The sequence below is a fragment of the Enterobacter sp. NFIX59 genome, assembly GCF_900113755.1.
Lineage (GTDB): Bacteria > Pseudomonadota > Gammaproteobacteria > Enterobacterales > Enterobacteriaceae > Enterobacter > Enterobacter pseudoroggenkampii.
This window is the reverse complement of record NZ_FOQN01000003.1, coordinates 397434-421123: the sequence shown is the minus strand read 5'-3', so window position 1 is coordinate 421123 and position 23690 is coordinate 397434. Positions and strand designations below refer to the sequence as shown.

Annotated in this window: 17 protein-coding genes; 10 read left to right on the top strand and 7 right to left on the bottom strand. The window is 58.2% G+C overall.

Annotated elements, in window-relative coordinates; genetic code table 11:
- The first annotated feature begins 66 nt into the window (after nucleotides 1-66).
- Genes BM007_RS14085 through BM007_RS14055 form a run of 7 tightly spaced genes read left to right on the top strand, consistent with a single transcriptional unit; the run spans nucleotide 67 to nucleotide 13283 of the window.
- Nucleotides 67-477 (top strand): membrane protein, encoded by a 411-nt coding sequence (locus BM007_RS14085; RefSeq protein WP_024907308.1) that lies wholly within the window; start codon nucleotides 67-69, stop codon nucleotides 475-477.
- A 25-nt stretch (nucleotides 478-502) separates the two neighbouring features.
- The gene (locus BM007_RS14080; RefSeq protein WP_090419372.1) at nucleotides 503-1330 is read left to right on the top strand and encodes a hypothetical protein; all 828 of its coding nucleotides are present in this window, start codon (nucleotides 503-505) and stop codon (nucleotides 1328-1330) included.
- A gap of 40 nt (nucleotides 1331-1370) precedes the next feature.
- Nucleotides 1371-9110: an aminotransferase class III-fold pyridoxal phosphate-dependent enzyme gene (locus BM007_RS14075; protein WP_368073430.1), complete on the top strand. Its 7740-nt coding sequence runs from the start codon at nucleotides 1371-1373 to the stop codon at nucleotides 9108-9110.
- Entirely contained in the window at nucleotides 9107-10123 is a 1017-nt protein-coding gene (locus BM007_RS14070) for an arylesterase (RefSeq protein WP_090419369.1), read from the top strand. The genes BM007_RS14075 and BM007_RS14070 overlap by 4 nt, the downstream gene beginning before the upstream one ends.
- A gap of 1 nt (nucleotide 10124) precedes the next feature.
- Complete coding sequence (locus BM007_RS14065; protein ID WP_090419366.1) at nucleotides 10125-11180, top strand: 2Fe-2S iron-sulfur cluster binding domain-containing protein; 1056 nt, start codon at nucleotides 10125-10127, stop codon at nucleotides 11178-11180.
- Nucleotides 11174-12343, top strand: a complete 1170-nt coding sequence (locus tag BM007_RS14060) for an alkane 1-monooxygenase (protein WP_090419364.1) — start codon at nucleotides 11174-11176, stop codon at nucleotides 12341-12343. The genes BM007_RS14065 and BM007_RS14060 overlap by 7 nt, the downstream gene beginning before the upstream one ends.
- On the top strand, nucleotides 12336-13283 hold the full coding sequence (locus tag BM007_RS14055; protein ID WP_090419361.1) for an alpha/beta fold hydrolase: 948 nt from the start codon (nucleotides 12336-12338) through the stop codon (nucleotides 13281-13283). The genes BM007_RS14060 and BM007_RS14055 overlap by 8 nt, the downstream gene beginning before the upstream one ends.
- Here BM007_RS14055 and BM007_RS14050 read toward each other — a convergent pair.
- Together BM007_RS14050 and BM007_RS14045 are read right to left on the bottom strand one after the other, a co-directional pair.
- Entirely contained in the window at nucleotides 13251-13964 is a 714-nt protein-coding gene (locus BM007_RS14050) for a 4'-phosphopantetheinyl transferase family protein (protein WP_048989470.1), read from the bottom strand. The two genes, BM007_RS14055 and BM007_RS14050, sit on opposite strands and share 33 nt — an antisense overlap.
- 96 nt (nucleotides 13965-14060) lie before the next feature.
- Entirely contained in the window at nucleotides 14061-14909 is an 849-nt protein-coding gene (locus BM007_RS14045) for an SDR family oxidoreductase (RefSeq protein ID WP_090419358.1), read from the bottom strand.
- 84 nt (nucleotides 14910-14993) lie between these two features.
- Here BM007_RS14045 and BM007_RS14040 point away from each other — a divergent pair, with 84 nt between their 5' ends.
- Nucleotides 14994-15380, top strand: coding sequence for a winged helix-turn-helix transcriptional regulator (locus BM007_RS14040; RefSeq protein WP_023334278.1), 387 nt, complete (start codon nucleotides 14994-14996; stop codon nucleotides 15378-15380).
- Nucleotides 15381-15478: 98 nt separating this feature from the next.
- On the opposite strand, the gene BM007_RS14035 is transcribed toward BM007_RS14040, so the two are convergent.
- Nucleotides 15479-17422 (bottom strand): bifunctional 2',3'-cyclic-nucleotide 2'-phosphodiesterase/3'-nucleotidase, encoded by a 1944-nt coding sequence (locus BM007_RS14035; protein WP_090419354.1) that lies wholly within the window; start codon nucleotides 17420-17422, stop codon nucleotides 15479-15481.
- Between the two features lie 190 nt (nucleotides 17423-17612).
- On the opposite strand from BM007_RS14035, the gene cysQ reads away from it, so the two are divergent.
- Nucleotides 17613-18353, top strand: a complete 741-nt coding sequence (gene cysQ, locus BM007_RS14030; RefSeq protein ID WP_024907298.1) for a 3'(2'),5'-bisphosphate nucleotidase CysQ — start codon at nucleotides 17613-17615, stop codon at nucleotides 18351-18353.
- Here the strand turns inward: cysQ and BM007_RS14025 are convergent.
- The gene (locus BM007_RS14025) at nucleotides 18347-18904 is read right to left on the bottom strand and encodes a YtfJ family protein (protein ID WP_032651402.1); all 558 of its coding nucleotides are present in this window, start codon (nucleotides 18902-18904) and stop codon (nucleotides 18347-18349) included. The two genes, cysQ and BM007_RS14025, sit on opposite strands and share 7 nt — an antisense overlap.
- 324 nt (nucleotides 18905-19228) lie before the next feature.
- On the opposite strand from BM007_RS14025, the gene BM007_RS14020 reads away from it, so the two are divergent.
- On the top strand, nucleotides 19229-19435 hold the full coding sequence (locus BM007_RS14020; RefSeq protein WP_008501430.1) for a DUF1107 domain-containing protein: 207 nt from the start codon (nucleotides 19229-19231) through the stop codon (nucleotides 19433-19435).
- A gap of 71 nt (nucleotides 19436-19506) precedes the next feature.
- Here the strand turns inward: BM007_RS14020 and BM007_RS14015 are convergent, their stop codons facing one another.
- The 3 genes from BM007_RS14015 to BM007_RS14005 all read right to left on the bottom strand — a co-directional run bounded on the left by BM007_RS14015 (nucleotide 19507) and on the right by BM007_RS14005 (nucleotide 23688).
- Nucleotides 19507-20844 (bottom strand): polyamine export protein PaeA, encoded by a 1338-nt coding sequence (locus tag BM007_RS14015; RefSeq protein WP_023310162.1) that lies wholly within the window; start codon nucleotides 20842-20844, stop codon nucleotides 19507-19509.
- Nucleotides 20845-21038: 194 nt separating this feature from the next.
- A complete protein-coding gene (locus BM007_RS14010) occupies nucleotides 21039-22586 on the bottom strand; it encodes an MFS transporter (RefSeq protein ID WP_090419352.1) in 1548 nt (515 codons plus the stop codon).
- A 79-nt stretch (nucleotides 22587-22665) separates the two neighbouring features.
- A complete protein-coding gene (locus BM007_RS14005) occupies nucleotides 22666-23688 on the bottom strand; it encodes a Gfo/Idh/MocA family protein (RefSeq protein WP_090419348.1) in 1023 nt (340 codons plus the stop codon).
- Nucleotides 23689-23690 lie beyond the last annotated feature (2 nt).

Genomic DNA, 23690 nt, shown 5'->3' with positions numbered 1-23690 from the left:
TAAATAAAGGTGCTTGTATTTTCTCAGGCGCCTTACCTTTGTGCACCACTAAACAGGAGAAAGAAAGTGGCTAATCTCAGTGCAATACTGATTGCCTTTGGCTGGAGCGGTATTGTCGTCGGCATAATGATGGGTGGGTTAATGGGGATGTACGCTTTTAAGGGACCGTTTCGCGCACCCAAAGGACATGAAAACTATACCGATTTAAATCGCAGAATGTTAAGGCTGGCACATATTGCCTTTATTATGCTGCCGTTAATATCCATGCTTTATGGCATGTGTATTGATGACCTCGCCGTGTCTTATACCTATAAATATTATGCCGTTATTTGCATGATGATACTTTCGGTGGGTATTCCGGTTCTGCTGATTGCATCGTGTTTTTATCTGCCATTTAAATATGTGCAGGTTATACCGTTTAGCTGTGGAATGTATGCGTTAGTTGTAATGGCAATTGGCAGGGTTTCCGCCCTGTAAACTATCACCTACCTGAGAAATAAAAATGAAAACGTTACTGAATACCCGCCAGCTGGGTCGGGACGCTATTGTCGCGACCGTAGATAAGCACGTTTATACCGAAAACCGCGCCTTTGCCAACAGGCTTATTGACCGGATTGAATCCCATCCGCTGATGCGCAGCCCTATTTTGGCAAAAATGAACAGCGGCGAAGTTGATATTCAACAGATGCGTGTATTCCATCTGGAATTTTATCACGCGTTTGCGCAAGTCTTTACCGATGCCGTTATTGAAGCATTAAGCGCGGCGAAACAGCTGGAAGCGCCGCTGGGCGCGCAGGCGAAAATGGCGGCCCGTTTTCTGCTGCAAATCAACCTGCTGGATGAACTGGGCTTCCACCCTGGCGAAGACGCCGAGGGCAATTACAACGGCCAGCCCGCGCTGGCGCACTACGTGCAGTTCTTTACGACCATCCAGCAGCTGGGGATGACGGAACACGAGGTGAAATCCTGGCTGCCGATGTCCAGCTCTCTGGCCTGCCGCGCAACCTTGGAGAATGCCTATGGCGACTATACCCAGCTGGTGGGTTTGCTGGCCGTGGCCGAGACCGTCTTCCATGACTTTGCCACGCCGTGGGCAAAAGGTGTTGATAAAGCAACGGATATAGACGTCACGAAGGGCTATCACAGCATCCATGTAGAAAGCGAAACGGGAGAGTCCATTGAAGATGGTCACTCCGAAGATGCATGGATCCTGTTCTGCCAGGCGCTGACGGAAGACCGCTACGCCGAGATGGAACAGCGTGTCGATCTGTGGCTGAAGGTCTGGAACGACTTCTGTAACGATCTGCTGGCTGGCCGCGCCGGAAAATAATCTTCCCACCCTCATTACATTTGAAAATATAGAGCGAATTATGATGCCGTCTCATCAGTTGTTTAACAGGGGATATCATTCCTTCAACCAGCTTTTGCCCGAACTTGCTGTTCAACAGACTACTCAGACGGCATTTGAATTCGTCCGCAGCGCCAGTGAAATTCACAGCCAAAGCTATGACCAGCTACACCAGCGCGCCGCGTCGCTTGCAGAGGCTTTAATGCAGTACGGGCAGCGGGGCGACAGGGTCATATTGCTTTATCCGGATGGTGAAGATTTTATTGGCGCTTTTTTTGGCTGTCTTTACGCCGGCAGAGTGGCGGTTCCCGTCCCGATGCCCGCAAAATCGTCAGGAAGCGCGTGGGAGCGTTTTGCCGGCGTATTACGTAATGCGCAAACGGACTGTATTGTTACGACAGCCAGGGGGGCAGAAACGCTAGGCCAGCTATCACTTCCGTTATCCCCGCTTATTTTTACCTTCGACAAACCAGACACAGCTGCGCTACCTGCGGGTTATCGTCTGCATCATCTTGAACGCACCTTCTCCGGGGCATTTCACCCCGTTCCGGTAGCAGACAACGATCTGGCTTTTTTACAGTACACCTCGGGTTCGACGGGCTCCCCGAAAGGCGTGATGGTGACCCATGGCAACCTGTGGGCTAACTCACATGCCATTCACCGCTTTTTCGGCCACCACAGCGAAAGCCGGGGCACGATCTGGCTGCCGCATTTTCATGATATGGGGCTTATTGGCGGTCTACTGCAGCCCGTGTTCGGCGCCTTCCCCTGTCGGGTGATGTCGCCGATGATGTTAATGAAAAACCCCCTTAACTGGCTCAAACAGATTTCCGACTATCAGGCCACGACCTCCGGCGGCCCTAATTTCGCCTACGATCTGTGCGTGCGTAAGATTGGCCGAGAGCAGGTTGAGGTACTGGATCTTTCGCGCTGGGACGTGGCTTTCTGTGGCGCAGAGCCGATTCGGCCCGCCACGCTAGCGCAGTTTAGCGAACACTTTGCGCCCGCAGGGTTCCGGCCCGGCGCGTTCCTGCCCTGCTACGGCATGGCGGAAACCACGCTCATCGTCACCGGAATGGACAAAGGGCAGGGGCTCCGCGTGTCGGACGAGGCCGGTGCGGTGAGCTGCGGGCAGGCTCTGACTGATACCGAGGTGCGTATTGTCGATCCTGACCACCATCAGCCGCTTGCTGACGGTGAGAGCGGAGAAATATGGCTGCGTGGTCCGAGCGTTGCCGCCGGATACTGGGCCAATGATGCCGCCACGCGCGAAACCTTCCGGGCGTCTCTGGCAGGCGATCCGCACCCGTGGCTGCGCAGCGGCGATATGGGTTTTCTCCAGTCCGGCCATTTGTACGTCACCGGACGGCTCAAAGAACTGCTGATTATCAACGGCCAGAACCACTACCCGACGGATATTGAAGAGACGATCCGCCAGTCCGCTCCCGCGCTGGCGGAAGCGACGGTCTGCGTGTTTGCCAGTGAAGACGAGCGCCCGGTAGCGCTGCTTGAGCTGATGACGCGCCATAAAAATGATCTCGATATGGCGACGCTGGCGCCGTCCGTGACCGCGGCGGTGGCGGAGCGCCACGGCATTACGTTGGATGAACTGCTCCTTGTCGAACGAAGGGCAATCCCCCGCACCACCAGCGGGAAATTACAGCGCACCCGCGCGAAGATGATGTATCAGCAGGGGACCCTGGACGTGTCCTGGCGCAGCCGCCAGGACGCGTCGAAACCGGTTGAACACGCGGGGGAAACCTCTCCCGCGCTGGCGGAGCTGATTGCCGGGATAATCGGCAACACGCTGAACACGACGATCGGCGAATCCCGGTGGGATGACGCGTTTACCGGCTTTGGCTTGAGCTCTCTGCAGGCGGTGGGCGTCATTGGCGAGCTTGAACAGCGGCTGGGCCGCGAGCTCTCTCCCGCGCTGATTTACGACTATCCCACCATCAATCAGCTGGCGGTCGCGCTGGGAGAACCGGCTGCGGTCCGGCCGGTCAGCGCCGCCGTCGCGGAAAGCGCCATTGCGGTGATTGGTATCGGCGTGGAGCTGCCGGGGCATAGCGGCGTGGAGGCGCTGTGGTCGCTGCTGCAGCAGGGCCACAGCACGACCGGCGAGATCCCGGCGCAGCGCTGGCGTACCTCGTCCCTTGACGGCTTTAACCGTAAAGGCAGTTTCTTTGACGAGGTCGACGCCTTCGACGCAGGCTACTTCGGCATCTCTCCCCGCGAAGCCGTCTATATCGATCCGCAGCATCGTCTGCTGTTAGAAACCGTTCAACAGGCGCTCACCGATGCCGGCCTTAAGGCATCCTCCCTGCGCGGGAGCGATACGGCGGTTTATGTCGGGATCAGCGCCAGCGACTATGCCCTGGCCTGCGGCGATAACGTCTCGGCATACAGCGGCTTAGGCAACGCGCACAGCATCGCGGCCAACCGAATTTCTTATCTTTATGATTTAAAAGGGCCAAGCGTCGCTGTCGACACGGCATGCTCTTCCTCGCTGGTGGCGATAGAGGGGGCAATGCAAAGCCTGCGGGCCGGACGGAGTTCTCTGGCCATTGCCGGAGGCGTTAATCTGGCGCTGACGCCGCATTTGCAAAAAGTCTTCACCGATGCCCAGATGCTGGCCCCCGACGGCCGGTGTAAAACCTTTGACGCCCGCGCCGATGGTTACGTTCGTGGCGAAGGGTGTGGCGTTGTGGTGCTTAAGCCGCTTTCGCAGGCGCTGGCGGATGGCGATCGGGTTTATGCCACGCTGGTGGCGAGCGCCGTGAACCAGGACGGCCGCAGCAACGGCATTACCGCGCCAAATGGCCCATCGCAGCAGGCGGTCATCCGGCAGGCAATGGCGTATGCCGGAGTGGACAGCGATAGCATTGACTATATCGAAGCGCACGGAACGGGAACGGCGCTGGGCGATCTGATTGAATATCAGGCGCTGGAAGCGGTATTTGCGGACCGGAAAAAAAACGCACCTGTCCAGGTGGGGTCGATTAAAACCAACATTGGCCACCTGGAGGCGGCGGCGGGCGTGCTGGGCGTGGTGAAAACGTCTCTGATGTTGCACTACCGACAATATGTGCCGCACCTCAACTTCCAGCATAAAAACCCGCATATTGCGGCGATTAGCCGTCATGTTGAGGTAAGCGGTGCGCAGCCTGCCTCATGGCATGCCGATGGTGACGTACGCTACGCGGGTGTAAGCAGCTTTGGCTTCGGCGGCACCAACGGTCACGTGATTTTGCGCAGCGCGCCAGCGGTGGAAAAACGCCAGGAGCCCGCTGCGCCCCACGGCCTGCTTCTGATCGGTTCACATGATGAAGGGGCGTTTCCCCTTCAGCGGGAGGCGGTCAAAAAAGGGTTATCGACATGTCAGGAGAGCGATATCGCCACCTGGTGTCGGCTGGTGAACACCCGCTACGATGCGGCCCGCTATCGCGGCGTGGCGTATGGCGCGGACCGCGCCCAGCTGGCGGACAGCCTTGCGCAGCTCACGGCCTGCAAAGCAGGTAAAGCCCAGCCTCAGGTCTGGCTCTTCCCGGGGCAGGGCACCCAGCAAATCGGCATGGGGGCCGAGCTGTATCACCATCTGCCGCACTATCGCGCCCAGTTTGACGCGCTGGCGACGACCATCCGGCAGCGTTATCAGATTGATATCACGCAGGCGCTGTTTGCCCGTGACGATAGCTGGCAGCGCTGCGCCAGAACCTGCCAGCTCTCCTTATTTGCCTGTAGCTACGCGCTTGCTCAGAGCGTGATGCAGTTTGGACCCCGTCCGGCAGCCGTGATGGGGCACAGCCTGGGAGAGTACTGCGCGGCGGTCATCGCAGGCTATCTCTCGCTCGACGACGGGCTGGCTATGGTTCATCAGCGCGCGCTGTTGATGTCAGCCCTGACGCAGGAAGGGGCGATGGCGGTTGTCTTCAGCGGTGAAGCCGAGGTGTGCCAGCTGATTTCACCCTGGGCGGGTGACATTGATATTGCCGCATTCAACACCCCGACGCTGACCACCATCGCAGGCAGCCAGACGGCGATTGACGCCTGTCTCCAGGCCATTTCTGCTCAGGGTGGCCACGCCAGAAAAATTAAAACCGCCAGCGCATTTCACTCCTCGATGATGGATCCGATCCTCGGTGCCTGGCGCGAGTGGCTGGTCAACAACGTCACCTTCACCCGCGGGACGATCCCGTTTTACAGCAACCTGAACGGCGAGGCGCGCGACCAAACCGACGCCGACTACTGGACCCGGCAAATTCGCCAGCCCGTTCGTTTCCTTCAGGGCGTGCAAAACGTGCTTGCGCAGGGTGAGTTCACCTTTATCGATCTGAGCGCGGACAGTTCGCTGGGCAAATTTGTGACCGCCACCGACCGCCGTCACCGGGTGCTGGCCGCAGGCGATCGGCGACATGAGTACAAATCACTGCTGACGCTGCTGGGAACGCTGTGGCAGCACGGGCACGACATCAACTGGAGCGGGCTGTACCACGCGACCACGCGGGAGGCGTTAAACCTGCCCGCCATCCAGTTCTGCCGCAAACGTTACTGGCTGGCGGATGAGACGCCAGCGCAGACCCCATCTGCAAAAGAGGACGCTATGTCAAATCAACACCATTTAGCCGCTGAAATAAAAGCGATTATTGCCGGTTTTCTTGAGGCGGATCCCGCCACGCTTGACGACGAACTGCCCTTCCTGGAAATGGGGGCGGACTCGCTGGTGCTGCTGGATGCCATCAATACCATTAAGGACCGCTACGGCGTGGCCATCCCGGTACGCGCGCTGTTTGAAGAGCTCAATACGCTGGACGCGGTGATCGGTTATGTGGTGGAGCACGCGCAGCCAGCGGCGGCTGCGGCTCCGCTCAGCACCCCGGAAACCGCCGGGCAGGCGGCGCAGCCTGTCGTGGCCATGCCGGGAACCAGCAAGCCGGTGCCTGGCGCGGTTCAGGATCTGATTGCCCGCCAGCTGGAGCTTATGTCCCAGCAGCTCACGCTGCTCAACGGCACGGCGCAGACTCTCCCGATGCCCGTCGCGCCAACGATGCCGGACGTCATCGCGCCAGCGCCTGTCGCCACCCCGGCCGCACCGGTGAAGGCCAGCGCGCACAGCAGCTGGTTTAAAAAAGAGACGAAAAAGGTCTCCCTGGGCACCGAGCGCGACCAGCATCTGGCGCAGCTCACCCAGCGGTTTGTCGATAAAACAGGCGGGTCGAAACGCAATGCCCAGCAGTACCGCGCCGTGCTGGCGGATAACCGGGCCTCTGCGGGCTTTCGTTTATCCACCAAGGAGATGCTTTACCCCTTAGTGGGGGAACGCTCTCAGGGATCGCGCATCTGGGACGTTGATGGCAACGAGTATATTGATTTTACGATGGGGTTTGGCGCCAACCTGCTGGGGCATGCACCGGACTGCGTGCAGCAGGCGGTTGCCGACCAGCTGGCGCGGGGCATGCAGATCGGGCCGCAAAGCGCGCTGGCGGGCGAGGTGGCAACGCTTATCAGCGAGCTGACCGGCCAGCAGCGGGTGGCATTTTGTAACTCCGGCTCTGAAGCGGTAATGAGCGCCGTGCGCCTGGCGCGCGCCGTGACGGGGAAAAATAAAGTCGCGCTGTTTAGCGGCTCATATCACGGCGTGTTTGACGGCATTCTGGGGCGGCAGCAGGGCGGAGAAACCCCCGAGCGCGCCACGCCGATTGCCGCCGGTACGCCGCCATCGCTGGTGGACGACCTGCTGGTGCTCGATTACGGCAGCGAAGAGAGCCTGGCGCTTATCGCCCGCTATGCCGCCGAGCTGGCGGTGGTGATCGTCGAACCGGTGCAGAGCCGTTATCCCGATCATCAGCCGCGCGAATACCTGCATACCCTGCGTGAGCTGACGACGACCCACAATATTGCGCTGATGTTTGACGAGGTGATCACCGGTTTCCGTCTGGCGGCCGGCGGCGCGCAGGCGTATTACGGCGTTCAGGCGGATATCGCCTCCTACGGTAAGATCGTCGGCGGCGGTATGCCGATCGGCGTGATTGCAGGCTCCAGCCGCTTTATGGACAGTATCGACGGCGGATTCTGGCAGTATGGCGATGACTCCTGGCCGCAGGCTGAACTGATCTTCTTTGCCGGTACCTTCTCCAAGCATCCGCTGACCATGGCGGCAAGCAAAGCCGTGCTGGAGTACATCAAAGCCCATCCGGCGCTGTATGACGACATCAACCAAAAAACCGCGCGTCTGACGATGTCGCTAAATACCTGGTTCTCTGCAACCGGTACGCCGATTGAGATCGTCTCTGCCGGCAGCCTGTTCCGTTTCAAATTCAACGGCAACTACGACATCCTCTTCCACCACCTGATGCTGCGCGGCATTTTCATCTGGGAAGGGCGTAACTGCTTTGTCTCGGTCGCGCACACGGACGAGGATATCGACCGCTTTATTGCGGCAGTGAAAGAGAGCGTTAACGCTATGCGCGTGGACGGCTTCTTTGGACTGGCCGGATTGCGCCCCGACACGCGCTATGCCGTTGCAGACAGCCAGCAGCGTTTTCTGCAGCTGGCCGCGCGGGATGAAAGCGGGCGGTTGGCCGGGACGATCGGCGGCGTCATTGAAACGCCGCGCAACGTAGACAGCGAGATCATGCGCGCCGCCTGGCAACTGCTGTGCGAGCGCCATGACGCGATGCGTATGCAGTTCACTGACGCAGGCGAACTTCAGGTGGCCCTGGCGCCCACCGTCGATATCAGCGAGGAATACGCGGCGCCTGCCGCCTGTCTCGCTGAGTTTGCCGCGCGTCCCTTTGACCTGACCGCCGCGCCGCTGGCCCGACTGCTGCTGGTCCGCCATGAGGGGAAAACCACGCTCGCCATCGCGGCACATCATTCGGTGGCGGACGGCTGGTCGTTCATGGTGATGCTGCGCGAGCTGCTGCATCTTTACGATGCCCTGGCGTCGGGTAAACGCCCTGACCTGGCGGCTGCGGCAAGCTATCTGCAGGCTATCCGTGCGCAGAACATCGTCAGCGAGGCAGCGCTACCTGCGCGTCTTGCGGCGCTTCCTGCCCGCCGGGCAACGCCAGACGTCCTTACCGTGCTGGCACCTTCCCGGACGTATCAGGGGCAGCGGCTGGTACAGCGCTTGTCGTATCCGGGCCTGACCGCGCAGCTGCGCAAAGCCTCCGCCGAGCTGCGGGTGACCCGCTTCGCGATGCTGAATGCGCTCTTTACCCTGACGCTTGAGAAGGTGGTCGGTCATTCTCCGGTGCCGGTCGGCGTGCCGGATGCCGGGCGGGATTTCGGGCAGGGCGATGCGCTTGTCGGCCAGTGCGTCCGGCTGTTGCCGCTGTGTATCGACAGCGCCGCCTGTGCGTCGTTATCTGATGTCGCCAGGGCAATCCATGACGGCATCCTCGCGCAGCGCGACGAGCCCGCCCTGCCGTCACGCTGCTTCCACGGTCAGGATGCGCCGCTTCCGCTGCTGGCGACCTTTAACGTCGAGCCGCATGCTCCGCTGGCAGAGCTGCGGCAGTGGGAGGCCAGCCTGTCGCTCCTCCCGATCGGCGCCGTCGAATTCCCGCTGATGGTTAACATTCTCGAGACGAAAGAGGGGCTGTCCGTCGAGCTGGATTACCAGATGCGCTATTTCACCGAGGCGAGCGCCCGTGCGTTGCTGGAGCACTTCCTCAAGGCGATCGCCGTGCTGGCCGAGCAGGGAGAAGAGGCTGCCGAAGCATTATTCTCGTCGTCAGAGGTACTGGCCGCATCATGAAAAAGCTGACGATTATCGTCCTCGCGGGCGCCGTGCTGGCGTTCGTGGTTAATCTGCTGATCGATGCCGGACTGTTTTATCAGGTGCAGGAGCGCGGCGGTGAACAGTGCCAAAAAATCACCGGTATTGAGGGCGCGGAAGATATCGCGCCCTTATCGGATGGCGGGGCAATAGCCAGTAGCCTCAACCGGCACGGCAGCGCGCCCGGCGCGCTCTATTATCTCAACGGCAGCGACAGGCCGCAGCGATTAGCCGGTGACTATCCGGATGCCTTTTTCCCGCACGGTATCGATGTCTGGCAGCAGGAGGGCGAGACGTGGATCTACGTGGTGAACCACCGTCCCCAGGAGGACAGCATTGATGTGTTTCGCTTTAATCGCGCGCAGATGCGTCTTGAGTATCAGCCCGCCTTGTCGCGCGCGGTCGGAAACAACATCAATGATATCAGCGTGATTGATAAAACCCGCTGGCTGCTGACGCGCGATCACCGCTGGACGGGCTTCGCGGGACGCGTGGAGGACTATCTGCGACTGCCGCTCTCCAGCGTCCTGCTGGCAGACGAGGCGGGGCTGCATACCCTGATCGATGACCTGCATTTTGCGAACGGCATTTACTACAACCGACAATTGGGGCGTCTGTACGTGGCGGAAACCACCCGCGGTGCGGTGAGCAGCTGGGCGTGGCAGCCGAATGAGGCTGCGCCCGTCCTGCTGGGGCGCTTCAGCGGTCTGCATGGTGTCGACAATATCCTGCCGGACGGGCAGGGAATGCTGGTGGCGGCGCACCCGCAGCTTCTGAAGCTGGCCGCCTATCAGAAAGATGCCCAGGCGCATTCACCGTCCATGGTGTGGCGGCTGACAACCGGTGCACAGGGTGAAATCAGTCAGGCCACTCTTTTCTATCAAAGCCACGGTGCGTCGCTGGCGGCAGTCAGCGTTGCCGCGCCCATGGGCGGAAAAGTGATGATGGGCAGCGTCTTTGACGACGGGCTGCTGCTGTGCGGGGAGCAATAAGATGCTGAAGAGATGGTTTTCCCGACGTGGTCATTTTCAGGGGACGCTTGAGGGACATGAATTCCCCTTGCCGTCGGGCCATACGCTCCTCGAAAGCGCGATCAACGCCGGCGTTTCCCTGCCGTATAACTGCCAGGTCGGCTCGTGTAAATCCTGTCTTTGCCGGGTAACGAGCGGCAAGGTGCGTTCGCTTGTCGACCTGAGCTATTTGCTCAGCCAGGAGGAGATTGCCGCGGGCCACGTGCTGGCATGCCAGTGCCTGCCGGAATCGGATTTAACGCTGGCCGCGGCATCCGCGTCCTGGACGCCTGCGCGAGTTAAGCAGGCTGTTGCGCTCTCATCCACGGTATGGCGCGTGACGCTGCTGGCGGAGCAGACGTTGTCCTTTCAGCCAGGACAATACGTTCAGGTCGGTCTCGAAAAGGATAAGGATATCCGGAGCTTCTCCGTGAGCTGGCCGAGCCAGGGGCGAGAGATTGTTCTGGATATCACGCGCCGTGAAGAGGGGCGGTTATCCCCACTGCTGTGTGATGAACAGGCGGCTGGCCGGAAGGTGTGGCTCTCAGACTGCCGGGGGCAGTTCGGCCAGCGGGATGACGGTAACGGTCCTCTGCTGGCTATCGCCAGTGGATCGGGACTGGGAACGACGCTGGGTCTGGTCCGCGCCGCGCTGGCGCGTCATCCCCACCGCGAGGTCATGCTGATCCACGCGGTTCACAGGCGGCAGGACACATTCGACCTGCAGGAACTGCAGCGTCTGCGTCAGCACTATCCCGGTTTTCACTATCTGCACGCGTTATCCCGGGAGCGTGAGGTTCAGGCGCTGGAGCTGGCAGGACGCATTACCTGCTGGCTGGACGACTGGCGCGCCCTCTATCCCCGCCGGACGGCGGTAGCCGAATGGCGCGTCGTGATTTGCGGCAATCCCGCGCTGGCGCAGGCGTGCCGGCAAAGGCTGCTTGCCGGAGGGGTGATGAGCCACCTGCTTGAAATGGACTGCTTCTCCCCGCCGGTCGGTGCAAAAAACAGTCATAACAATAAGGAGCCCGTATGTTGAGTTACCTGAGATTTGCCCTTGTCCCCTGCGTTTTTTTTCCGCTGACCGCGCTCACAACCGTGCTCGGCGGCGTGTGGATCGTCGTTTCCATCCTCTGCGTGACGCTGAGCTATCTCCTTTTCGATAACGCAACCACGCACGACACCGCCGATCGCCGCTACCGGCTTCCGGCGCTGCTGGAAATCATCCCGTATTTACAGCTCCCGGCCGCGCTGCTGGCGTTGTTCGCCCTGATCTGGCAGGCCGCGCCGGGCGATCTGCTCGGGTTTGGCGCATGGCTTTCCGCCCTGACGGGTTACAACATCATGGCGCTGCATCACCTAACTGTGCCGGAGCTGCTGCTTGCGGCGGCCTCCACCGGCTATACCATGAGCACCAACACCGTGGTGGCCCATGAGCTTATCCACAAAACCCACAGCCTGGCGGCGATGATGGTCGGGCGCTGGCTTCTGGCGCTGGTCGGCGATGCGCAGTTTTCGATTTCACACGTCTATTCGCATCATCCTAACGTGGCGACCCCGGCGGACGGCGCGACGGCGCGTCGTGGGGAGAGTGTGTATCGCTTCTTTATCCGTTCTTCTCTGTCGCAGTATGTTGAATCCTGGCAGGTGGAAGCGCAGCGGCTGTCGCTGCAGAACCGAGGCGGGGCCATGCTGGTGAACCGGGTGGTGAGCGGGGTGCTGATGAGCCTGCTGATCGTGGCGATATGCTTTACGGCGGCGGGCGTCCGGGGCGCGCTGGCGTGCCTGGTGACCATGCTGGTCTCTAAGTTCCTGTTTGAAACGGTGAATTATATCCAGCACTACGGTCTGGTTCGTCTGCCCGGCACGCGCGTGGAGCCGCGACACAGCTGGGATTGCAATAACCGGGCCTCGTCGGCCGGTCTGCTGAACCTGACGCGCCACTCCGATCATCACACCCATCCGCGTCGTGAATACTGGAATTTGCAGGCGCACAGCTACGCGGTGGGAATCGAAAAAGGGTATGTCGCCCATATTTTTTACGCGCTGATCCCGCCGCTGTGGTTTAAGCGAATGGAAGCAAAACTCGCGTACTGGGACGAACACGTTGCCAGTGACGCAGAGCGTGCCCTGATCCGTCAGTCTGAATCATCCGCGGTTAAGTCCACTGTTCCCTGTGTTTCCGGAGAGTCCCATGAGTGAGCAATTTGATCGACTGATTGAGCAAGCCTACCAGCAGTATCGTGGCCCCGCCTACCTGCGCTCACCGATGGTGTCATGCGTGAAGGCCGGTATCCGCCTGATGGATCGGGTTGTGCCGGGGGCGACCGCCGACTGGCTGGGCAATCGGTTTTTTACGCCGCGCCGGGTGCCGACGCGTGCAGGCGATAAAGAGATGACGGCGCTGGCGAGCCGCATTGAGTCTCTCCCTCTGAGTAATGGTAAACATGCGGTGGTGTACCGCTGGGGCAGCGAGGGACCTACCGTGCTGTTAGCCCACGGCTGGGAGTCGAGGGCTTCCCACTTTGGCAGGCTGATCAAGACGCTGGTCGAAAAGGGCTTTCAGGTCATCGGGTTTGACGCCCCCGCACATGGCAACGCGGCTGGACGTCAGAGCAGCATCGTCGAGTTCATTGAAATCATTGAACAGCTGGCGCAGCAGGAAGGGGGTTTTGACGCGATTGTGGCGCACTCGTTTGGCGGGTTATCCGTTATTAATGCGGTAAAGGCGGGATTGCGGACCCGCGCGCTGGTTATCGTGGGGGCGCCGACGCACTTTAGCGGGCTGGTCACCAAATATGCCGCGATCCTGAATCTCCCGGGTCGTCAGCAGCAAAGACTACGACGGTATATTGAAGGGTACTTTGGTATTGGCGAGGCGGTCTGGCAGCGCTTTAACGCCTATGAGGGGCTGCAGCAGGTCGATCAGCCGGCTCTGGTTATTCACGACAGCAGCGATGACATCGTATTGCGGGTCGAAGCGGAATGCCTGGTCAACGCCTGGCCTGGCGCGAGGCTGGCAGAGACCCACGGTCAGGGACATAATCCGCTGCGCCGTCCGGGGGAGGGCATCGACATGGTGATGGCGTATCTGGCTCCCTTGCTGGCGTCAGGCAATGAGCGTGATAACCCTGTCGCCTGAGAGCTGATAATAGCCCTGGATCCGGCTGCCCTTTACGCGTTGAGGTGACAGCGTTTGGGTCAGCTCCAGGGTGATCCTCTGCTGTTCAGGCGCGATGTGACACACGCGGGCCGCGTCAAAATCGAGGGCGCGGCCAACCTCAGGATAGAGCGCTTTATAGAGGCTCTCTTTTGCGGAAAAGGTGATGAGTAGCGCGCTGGCCTCGTCGAACGGGCTGGCGGCAAGACATTCCCGCTCCTGCGGTGTGGTAAACAGGTGCGCTGTCCGCTGCATCATCCCGGGGGCAAAAAACTCAATGTCGACGCCCGGCGTCAGGCCAGACGCCTCTGGCGCGATGACCGCCAGCGCCCACTCATGAGAATGTGACAGGCTTCCCCGCCAGCCGGAAGGCCACACCGGAGAACGATCCGGCGCGCTGCCCGGCGTAGCGTCACAGCCGAAGGATCTCAGCACCCGCTGCGCGGCATAGCGTGCCGCAAGATACTCCGCCCTGCGTTTTACCACGGCGCTGTTGAGCGGAACGGGAAAAGGGATGCCCCATTTATCAAAGAGCCCGTCATGGTAATCACGCGCGGTGAATGAGACCAGGCAGTAGCGCAGTGCGGGGAAAGGGGCGACGTTGCCCATCTCAACGGAGTGAATAAAAGGGGGCGCGGAATCCGTGTTTATCGCAGTAAACATAGCAGGGTTTCGGTATCTGTCGGGAGGACAGAATGCCATATAAGTGCGTGCCGGGTAAGGGGAATCACCCGGCCGCGGGAGAAAACGGTCAGGCCGTTACAGAATGGCTTTGATGCTCTGCGCCAGCGGCGTCGTTGCGCGCCCGATCAGTTTGCTCAGCGTATGGCTATCGTCAAAAAGTCCCCCTTTGGAGGCACCGACATCGGAGTCCGCCAGCATATCTGCCAGCCCGGCAGGCAGGCCGACGCTTTTCAGCGCGGCGGCAAAATCCGCTTCACTGAGATTCTGATAGGTGACCGGCTTCCCGCTCTGTTTGCTGAGTTCAGCTGCCAGTTCGCTCAGCGTCCAGCCGTGGTCGCCCGCCAGTTCATACACATTGCCCGCGTAGCCCTCTTCAGCAATTACTTTGGCCGCTGCCGCGGCATAGTCTGCACGAGTAGCAGAGGCAATTTTGCCTTCGCCTGCCGCACCAATAAACACGCCGTGTTCCAGCGCAGGCGGCGCGCTCGCCAGATAGTTTTCGGTATACCAGCCGTTGCGCAGCAGGGCATAAGGAATGCCGGACGCCGCCAGCGCGTTTTCAGTGGCAACGTGTTCAACGTGCAGACCGAGCGGTGAGTTGTCCGCGTGCAGCAGGCTGGTGTAGGCGATAAATTTCACTCCTGCCGTTTTGGCGGCGTTAATCACGTTCTGGTGCTGGGTTGCGCGCTGGCCGACTTCACTGGAAGAGATCAGCAGCAGTTTATCCACGCCGCTCAGCGCGGCGGCGAAGGCGGCTTCATCCGTATAGTCTGCCTGACGCACCACTATCCCCTGCTGGCTTAAGGCCTGCGCTTTCGCCGGGTTACGTACGATAGCCACAATCTGGCTGGCCGGTACGGTTTTCAACAGCTGTTCGATAACGAGATGGCCAAGCTGGCCGGTGGCGCCGGTAATCGCGATCATGATGAATCTCCTTCGTGTTTGTCTGATGTTGTGGCACACTAGCACCATAGCTAACTTTTAGTAAGTACGTACAAAAAGGTAAGTATGAAAACAACGATACCGACGCTCAGCGAACAAATGCGCGATGGCAATCTTTTCGCGGAGCAGTGCCCTTCACGCGAGGTGCTCAAACACGTGACCAGCCGCTGGGGTGTCCTGATCCTGCTGGCCCTGCGCCAGGGAACGCATCGCTTTAGCGATCTGCGCCGTAAAATGGGCGGGGTGAGCGAAAAGATGCTGTCCCAGTCGCTCCAGGCGCTGGAGCTGGACGGGTTTGTCGATCGCGTGTCGTATCCGGTGGTGCCGCCGCACGTAGAGTATAGCCTGACGCCGCTGGGCGTTGAGGTGAGCGAGAAGGTCGCCGCGCTGGCGGACTGGATTGAGGTTAATACGCCGAAGGTGATGGCGAACAGGGACGATCGCGCGGCGTAAAAGCCGGGTATGTGCGGCCTGATGCCCTCACCCTGGCCCTCTCCCACAGGGAGAGGGAACAAACACCAAAAACGGCAACGTGCGTTGCTGTTTTGCTTTTACTTGCTCAAGTCCACCTGATAAATCGCGAACCCGATATCATCCGTCGCGACCTGTTTCATCGGGTACTGCGCCTTCTGCTTAATAAACGCGGCTGCCTTATCGGACGGTGACGTTTCAAAACGGATATCCAGCGGCGTATCGCTGTGGATCGGCGCGAGACGCCAGTTGTTATCCACTGCCGGATGAATTTCTCCCGCTTTTTTCGACTCCGCGCTGATCCACGCCGCCAGCACCGAGCGGTTCTCATCTGGAGAAGCAAAGGCGATGTGGCTATCGCCCGTACCGGCAAACTTACCGCCGTAGGCACGGTAGTTATTGGTCACCACCAGGAACGTGGCATTCGGGTCGATCGCCTTGCCGTTGAAGGTAAGGTTTTTGATGCGCTCCGCCTGCGGGTTGATCGCCTGACACTCGCCGTCATATTTCGCCGGCTGGGTGACGTCAATCTGGTAGTTCACGCCGTCGATCACGTCGAAGTTGTAGGTACGGAAGCCGTCCCAGTTAATCAGCGACTGCGGCTTGCTGCTGTGCGGATCAATCTGGTTAAACTGTCCGGCAGCGCACTCCAGCCACTCTTTCACCTCTTTCCCGGTGGCTTTAACCACCACCAGCGTATTCGGATAGAGGTAGAGATCGGCGGCGTTACGGAAGGTCAGCTGGCCCTTTTCGACCTCCACATAGCTTGCCGGGTCATTCTTACGCCCGCCCACTTTGAATGGCGCTGCGGCGGACAGGACCGGCAGTTTTGCCAGATCCGGATCGCCCTGCACAAAGTGTTCGGCATAGGCTTTCTGCGCCATATTGACGACCTGAACGGTCGGGTCATCCTGCACCAGCGCCAGGAAGCTGTACATGTTGTCGGCGGATTTGCCGATCGGCTTGCTGACGAATTCGCGCGTGGCGTCGTGATCGTGCTTCAGCACGTCGACCAGTTTTTTATCTTCAGCCGCCAGCGATTTTTTAGCCGCAGCGTCGTAAATCGGGCGCGCTTCAGCTTTTGACTGCGTCACCTTCCAGCTGCCGCTGTCGTTGTTCAGCACCAGGTCCACCACGCCCAGATGGTCGCCCCACATGCCCGGCATCACCGACGGCACGCCGTTGAGCGTGCCTTTCTCAATGTCCGCCCCTTTGATGCCGGCAAAATCTTTGCCCGGGAAGACCGCGTGGGCGTGGCCGAAGAGGATTGCGTCAACGCCCGGGACCTCACTCAGGTAGTAAACGGAGTTTTCTGCCATGGCCTGGTACGGATCGGCGGAGAGACCCGAGTGGGCGACAACGACCACCAGATCGGCGCCTTTTTTACGCATTTCCGGCACGTATTTGCGAGCGGTTTCGGTGATGTCGTTCACGGTCACTTTACCGTCGAGGTTGGCTTTATCCCACGTCATGATCTGCGGTGGGACAAAACCGATATAGCCGATTTTTAGCGTCTGTTTTTTACCGTCCTTGTCGACGACGCTTGTCTCTTTAATCAGGTAAGGGGTAAAGAGCGGCTTTTGGGTCTTAACGTCGATGATATTGGCATTAACGTACGGGAATTTCGCACCGGCCAGGGCGTCATGGAGGTATTTCAGACCGTAGTTGAATTCATGGTTGCCAAGGTTGCCGACGGTATAATCCAGAGTGTTCATCGCTTTATAAACAGGATGGATCTCGCCTTTTTTCAGCCCCTTGGTCGCCATGTAATCTCCGAGCGGACTGCCCTGAATGAGATCGCCATTGTCGACCAGCACGCTGTTTTTCACTTCGCCACGCGCCGCATTGATCAAACTTGCAGTACGTACCAGTCCGAATTTTTCCGTCGGGGTATCTTTGTAGTAATCGAAGTCCATCATGTTGCTGTGCAGATCGGTCGTTTCCAGAATACGCAGATCTACCGTCGCCGCCTGAACGCTCGCTGCAATCAGCGTCGCCAGAAGCGTTGCACTAAACTTAATCATCAGAGGAGTCCTTTTTTCGATGCAGACCACAAAAGAGTATGTATCTATAGCTTGTTGCTTACAGAAATGTGAATCCTGACAGAAAAATGTAACCTGAAACCGGAATTGCTTCACAGATAGCGGAATTGTTCACATTACGATATAACTAAAACAAAGAGTTAACCTCACTGCGTTAACAAAGAGGTGGAAAATGCTAGATAAAATTTGTCAGCTCGCACGGGATGCGGGAGATGCCATCATGCAGGTGTATGACGGTAGTAAACCTATGGAGGTGGTCAGCAAAGCCGACGACTCTCCGGTCACGGCGGCGGATATTGCGGCGCATAAGGTGATCCTGAAAGGGTTACAGGCCTTAACGCCGGACATCCCCGTCCTGTCAGAAGAAGCGCCGCAAAGCTGGGAGGAGCGTCAGCACTGGCAGCGCTACTGGCTGGTCGATCCGCTGGACGGGACAAAAGAGTTCATCAAGCGCAACGGTGAATTCACCGTCAATATCGCCCTGATTGAAAAGGGAAAAGCGGTGCTGGGTGTGGTCTATGCGCCGGTCATGAAAGTGATGTACAGCGCCGCAGAAGGGAAGGCGTGGAAGGAAGAGTGCGGCGTGCGCAAGCAGATCCAGGTGCGCGATGCGCGTCCACCGCTGGTGGTGATTAGCCGCTCGCACAGCGACAGCGAGCTGCAGGAGTATCTGCAACAGCTGGGTGAACACCAGACCACCTCGATTGGCTCATCGCTGAAATTCTGCCTGGTGGCGGAAGGTCATGCGCAGCTCTACCCCCGCTTCGGGCCAACCAACGTCTGGGATACCGCTGCCGGGCATGCCGTTGCCGCGGCAGCCGGGGCGCATGTTCATGACTGGCAGGGCAAGCCGCTGGACTATACCCCGCGCGAATCCTTCCTCAACCCCGGCTTCCGCGTCTCGATTTATTGAGCCAGCAGCTTATGCAGCAGGTCGACAACCTGCTGCACCTCTTCCTGGGTTAACGCCCCGTCTTTCACCCACTGAACGCGACCTTCTTTATCCAGCACGATAATGGCGGAGCTCTCTTCTTCCAGTTGCCAGGCCTTACGGGTGACGCCGTTGCTGTCGACGATAAACTGCGACCACGGGTAGAGCTTTTTATTGCTCTCAAGGCTTGAGCGCACAAACATCCCGGAGCCCGGAATGGCGTCATCGGTATTCACGATCGTGGTGGTCTGGTAGCGGTCGTGAGGGAATTTTGCGGCCTTGATCGCTTCCACCAGGTTGGCATTTTTCTCTTTTGCGGATGTACGACCGGCAATATGTTGTACAACTCTCACTTTGCCCGCGAGCTGCGCGCTATTCCAGGCTTTATAGCTAAACTTATCATTGTCGAGAATCAATTCTCCCCGGTCAGCAATGCCGACTGGCGGTACACGTTGTCCTTTTTCAATGCTGTGAGCGGAAGCCCACAGGGGCAGCAGCAGGCAGGCTGCTGCAAGGATATTACGTAGGGTCATGGCGTTTCCTTATTGTTTGCAGGTGATCCGACCACTTGGTCTTGCGCTTTTAATGATAAGTGCGATCAATGTGGTTTTCCCGCAATCCCGATGCCAGTTTGCGGGTGAACGCACATATCCATGAAAAAACGACGGCTTATACTGCTCTCAGTCACGCTTTGCAAAGATTATTCTGAATAATTGTAATCAAACGGTAAATAAACTTATGCACACTGGGTAACACCGTAGTTCTGGTCTATAGTCATTGGGCATTAAAATTTGCGCTCAGGACAGTCGGGCCGATTGTGGCACCGCAAGAGCGTATGATTCGCAGGAGATACAAGAATGAAAATTTTCCAACGCTACAACCCGCTTCAGGTGGCGAAGTACGTGAAGATCCTGTTCCGTGGACGGTTGTATATCAAGGATGTTGGCGCTTTTGAGTTTGATAAGGGCAAGATCCTTGTCCCAAAAGTGAAGGACAAACAGCACCTGTCTGTGATGTCCGAAGTCAACCGTCAGGTTATGCGTCTGCAGACTGAGATGGCTTAACCAACGTGCTATGCAGTAGTTAAAAAGACGGCTCCCGATGGGAGCCGTTGATGTTTGTGAGGGCCAGAACGTTACGCCGACACCTTCTCTTCCGCGTCCGGCAGCTTCGGCACCAGTACGGTCGGTTTGTTGTCGATGCGCGTCACCAGCAGCTGGTCGATGCGGTAGTTATCAATATCCACCACCTCAAACTTGTAGCCGGAGAACTTCACCGAGTCGGTACGTTTCGGGATCTTACGCAGCATAAACATCATAAAGCCGCCGATGGTCTCGTAGTTGCCGGACTGCGGGAACTCGTCGATATCCAGCACGCGCATCACGTCTTCAATCGGCGTGCCGCCATCAATCAGCCATGAATTATCGTCACGCTGAACAATCTGCTCTTCCAGCCCCTGGCCAACCAGGTCGCCCATCAGCGTGGTCATCACGTCGTTCAGGGTGATAATACCCACCACCAGCGCGTATTCGTTCATGATAACCGCGAAGTCTTCCCCGGCGGTTTTGAAACTTTCCAGCGCTTCGGAGAGCGTCAGGGTGTCCGGCACAATCAGGGTATTGCGGATCTGCACGCCGCTGTTGAGCGCCAGGCTCTGGTTTGCCAGCACGCGGTTCAGCAGGTCTTTGGAGTCGACGTAGCCGATGATGTGGTCGATATCTTCATTACAGACCAGAAACTTGGAGTGCGGATGCTGCGCCACTTTGTTCTTCAGGCTCTGCTCATCTTCATGTAAATCGAACCAGATAATGCTTTCACGGCCCGTCATGGAAGACGGCACGGTACGGGATTCCAGTTCAAATACGTTCTCAATCAGCTCGTGCTCCTGCTTGCGCAGCACACCGGCCAGCGCGCCGGCTTCCACGACCGCATAAATGTCGTCAGAGGTGATGTCGTCTTTACGCACCATCGGCAGCTTAAAGATGCGGAAAATCACGTTCGCCAGGCCGTTGAAGAACCACACCAGCGGACGAAACACGTACAGACAGAAGCGCATCGGGTTGATGATACGCAAAGCCACAGCTTCTGGCGCAATCATACCGATGCGTTTCGGGGTCAGGTCGGCAAAGAGGATAAACAGGCCAGTGACCAGCGAGAAGGAGAGGATAAAGCTCAGCTGTTCGGCCAGCTCAACGGACATGTACTTAACAAAGAGGCTATAAAACGCCGGGGAAAACGCCGCATCGCCCACGATACCGCCGAGAATGGCGACCGCGTTGAGGCCGATCTGCACCACGGTGAAGAACATGCCGGGGTTTTCCTGCATTTTCAGGATGCGGGTGGCATTGATGTTGCCTTCATCGGCAAGCAGCTTCAGTTTGATTTTACGGGACGCGGCCAGCGAGATCTCAGATATCGAGAAAAATGCACTGACGGCAATCAGACAAAGTATTACTAAAATACTGTTTAACATAGTTTATCCGGCTTCTCGCCAGATCCTCAGAAGGGGAGTTGATACCATTTGTGTGAAAACACATTGAACACCAGCTCGTAGCGTTGAGCCGATTATTTCAGCGGGTAGTATAGCGTAAAGAGATGTAAATCTGCCAGAGGTCACATTTTTGGCATAAAACAGACCGGACAGCGGGCGCTGTCCGGTACATCGCGTTATTTCACGGTAGACAGGCGCACATCGCCTACCGCCCGACGGGTAGCATCGCCTCCCCATACCTGATCGTATTCATAGCCCGTGAGCTGCTTGATCACCACGCGGGTGCTGGGGTCGCAGTCGCGGTAATCCCCGCCCAGCTTACGGCGCGCAATCTCCTTCAGAAGCAGCTTGTGCGTCTCACGGGTGAGCTTGAACCTGTAGGTGGTGAAGAAGCTGACCGCCAGCAGGGCTGCCGTTGCGAAGATCATCAGGCCGATAATCGCCCCCAGCGCGCTTTCAGGCTGCGCGCCGCTGCCCTTCACAAAGCCGGACTCCTGCAGCACCAGGCCAATGATCATGATGGCAATCGCCACCGTGCTCTTGCGGGTCAGGACCATCACGCCGGCAAAAATCCCTTCGCGGCGCTGCTGGGTCACCATCTCGTCAATATCCGGAATGAAGCTGTAGATATTCCACGGAATATAGTAGAGGCCAGAGCGGGCGGCACCGAGCAGAATAAAGACCGCGGAGAACAGCAGCGTCGGTACCTGCGTTTTGGTGAGGTAGACCGTAAACAGGAAGGCCAGCACCAGGAAGATACAGCCGTAGGAGAGCCGCAGGGCGGCAGACGGCGTGACGTTCAGCCGGTTCAGCAACAGCATAAATCCATAGGTGCCGGGTACCGAGGCGAAGGCCGCAATGCTCAGCCAGCCGGAAACCGCCGAGGCATCCTGGCTCAGGCAATACACGACGTAATAGGTAAAGACCGAGCCGAACACGTCCATCGCCGTGAACGAAAAGATGTAAATAATGATATGCAGGCGGAACGCGCGAATACGGAATGAAGAAAAGAGATCCAGCACCAGATATTTCAGGTGATTCAGTAGCCCGCCGCTGCGCTGGTTGTCCACTTTAAAATCTGACTCTTGATGCACATCCTTTGCTTCCCAGGTGGTGTACCAGGTAATAAACACCGCAAGGCAGAACACGCAGGAAAATATCAGCCCGGTGAGGGTATAGGTAAAGGGATTATCTTTACCCGTAAACTGCATAATCACGCCGGGAACGGAAACCGCAAGAAAACCGCCCAGTTGGGAGCAGATCATCCGCACGCCGGACAGGCGGCTACGCTCTTCATACCGGTTCGTCATCTCAGCCGCCAGGGTCTCCCAGGGTACCAGCACCATCGCCGACAGCAGTTCAATAGAGAGATAAGTGCCCAGGTAATACCAGTAACCCATGTCCGTCATCCATAGCAGGGCATACAAAAACATGAGCGGTGAGCTGAGTAATAAAAAGAAGCGGCGACGGCCAAATTTACGCCCGAGCCAGGTATCCCCGAAGTTATCGGTGATATAGCCCATAATCGGGCTTAATAGCGCATCAATCACGCGGGCAATGGCGAATATAGATCCCGCTTCAATGACTGAGAGTCCGCAATAGGTGGTGTAAAAAAATAACAGCCAGGTGCCGATAATGGTAAACGCACCCCCGCCAAAAAGATCGGTTACGCCGTAGCCGAGCGCCACGCCATAACCCACTCTACGTTCAGTTGGTTTGACCATAATAATATCCAGTGTAGGGTAATGATTAACCCGTTTTCTCGGGTCGTTTTTTATTAAGTGCTGGAATACAAATTACGTTCTAGTTATTGATATCTATCCATTGTTTTAACTGAGATGAGCGGTAAATAGCCTCCACAAGCTTGAGTGAATGTCCGGCTTCACGGATGTCGGTGTAATCCATGTTTCCCGGGTGGGTGATAGCGTGATAAAACCGGCGGATCGCCTGCTCGTGCCCCAGTCCCCAGTAGCTTTTGATCTGGCCGTCAGGGGAGTTATCGCTGGCCAGCCTGAGCCGCTCGCCGCGGGCGATGCACCAGAGGGCGTTGTTATGCAGCAGCAGCGAGCCCTGTTCGCAGTGGATCTCCATCAGAAGCGGGGAATCGGTGGTATTGCAGTTGCTGGCGTAAAACAGGCCGCGCGCGCCGTTGGCAAAATGCAGCGTGGCCATCGCGCTGTCTTCCCCTTCGGTCACGTCCGCCAGCTCGCCGCTGTCCACCACGCCTTTCACGCGCGTTACGCCGCCGGCGAACCACTGCATCAGGTCGAGGGTATGAATAGCCTGGTTGATCAGCAGGCTGCCACCCTCCGTTGCCAGCCGCCCGCGCCACGGGCTTTCGGTGTAGTACGCGCCCGAGCGTGACCAGGTCAGCACGGCCTTAATGCTGAGCATTTTTCCCAGCTCGCCGTCCTCCAGCATCTGGCGAATGCGCAGGCTGGTGGGGTTGAGGCGGTTCTGGTAGCACACGCCGAGCAGACCCGACGCCTGTTCGGCGGCACGGGTGATGTCCACGAGTTCGCTGCTGTTCATGCCCACCGGTTTTTCGCAGAAAACATGCTTCCCGGCGGCGAGCGCCGCCAGGATCATGTTCTTATGCTCGAAATGCGGCGTGCAGATGTGGACCACGTCGATGGCATCATCCAGCAGCATTTCCCGGTAATCCTGATAGAAGCGGCACTGATAGCGTATTGCCAGCTCCAGCCCTTTGACGCTGTCGATGTCCACCAGCGCGCGTAGCGCGACGTTGGGCATCTGGCGCAACGCATTCATATGGCAGCCGTGAATCGCTCCGGCACCGATAACCGCCGTGTTCAGGATCGTCATTG

Bases quoted from the DNA above. Each gene is read 5' to 3' on its own strand.
- BM007_RS14065 (WP_090419366.1), top strand. From the start codon at position 10,125: ATGCTGAAGAGATGGTTTTCCCGACGTGGTCATTTTCAGGGGACGCTT.
- BM007_RS14035 (WP_090419354.1), bottom strand. From the start codon at position 17,422: ATGATTAAGTTTAGTGCAACGCTTCTGGCGACGCTGATTGCAGCGAGC.
- BM007_RS14055 (WP_090419361.1), top strand. From the start codon at position 12,336: ATGAGTGAGCAATTTGATCGACTGATTGAGCAAGCCTACCAGCAGTAT.
- BM007_RS14045 (WP_090419358.1), bottom strand. From the start codon at position 14,909: ATGATCGCGATTACCGGCGCCACCGGCCAGCTTGGCCATCTCGTTATC.
- BM007_RS14015 (WP_023310162.1), bottom strand. From the start codon at position 20,844: ATGTTAAACAGTATTTTAGTAATACTTTGTCTGATTGCCGTCAGTGCA.
- BM007_RS14040 (WP_023334278.1), top strand. From the start codon at position 14,994: ATGAAAACAACGATACCGACGCTCAGCGAACAAATGCGCGATGGCAAT.
- BM007_RS14075 (WP_368073430.1), top strand. From the start codon at position 1,371: ATGATGCCGTCTCATCAGTTGTTTAACAGGGGATATCATTCCTTCAAC.
- BM007_RS14070 (WP_090419369.1), top strand. From the start codon at position 9,107: ATGAAAAAGCTGACGATTATCGTCCTCGCGGGCGCCGTGCTGGCGTTC.
- BM007_RS14050 (WP_048989470.1), bottom strand. From the start codon at position 13,964: ATGTTTACTGCGATAAACACGGATTCCGCGCCCCCTTTTATTCACTCC.
- BM007_RS14010 (WP_090419352.1), bottom strand. From the start codon at position 22,586: ATGGTCAAACCAACTGAACGTAGAGTGGGTTATGGCGTGGCGCTCGGC.
- BM007_RS14080 (WP_090419372.1), top strand. From the start codon at position 503: ATGAAAACGTTACTGAATACCCGCCAGCTGGGTCGGGACGCTATTGTC.
- BM007_RS14020 (WP_008501430.1), top strand. From the start codon at position 19,229: ATGAAAATTTTCCAACGCTACAACCCGCTTCAGGTGGCGAAGTACGTG.
- BM007_RS14025 (WP_032651402.1), bottom strand. From the start codon at position 18,904: ATGACCCTACGTAATATCCTTGCAGCAGCCTGCCTGCTGCTGCCCCTG.
- BM007_RS14005 (WP_090419348.1), bottom strand. From the start codon at position 23,688: ATGACGATCCTGAACACGGCGGTTATCGGTGCCGGAGCGATTCACGGC.
- cysQ (WP_024907298.1), top strand. From the start codon at position 17,613: ATGCTAGATAAAATTTGTCAGCTCGCACGGGATGCGGGAGATGCCATC.
- BM007_RS14060 (WP_090419364.1), top strand. From the start codon at position 11,174: ATGTTGAGTTACCTGAGATTTGCCCTTGTCCCCTGCGTTTTTTTTCCG.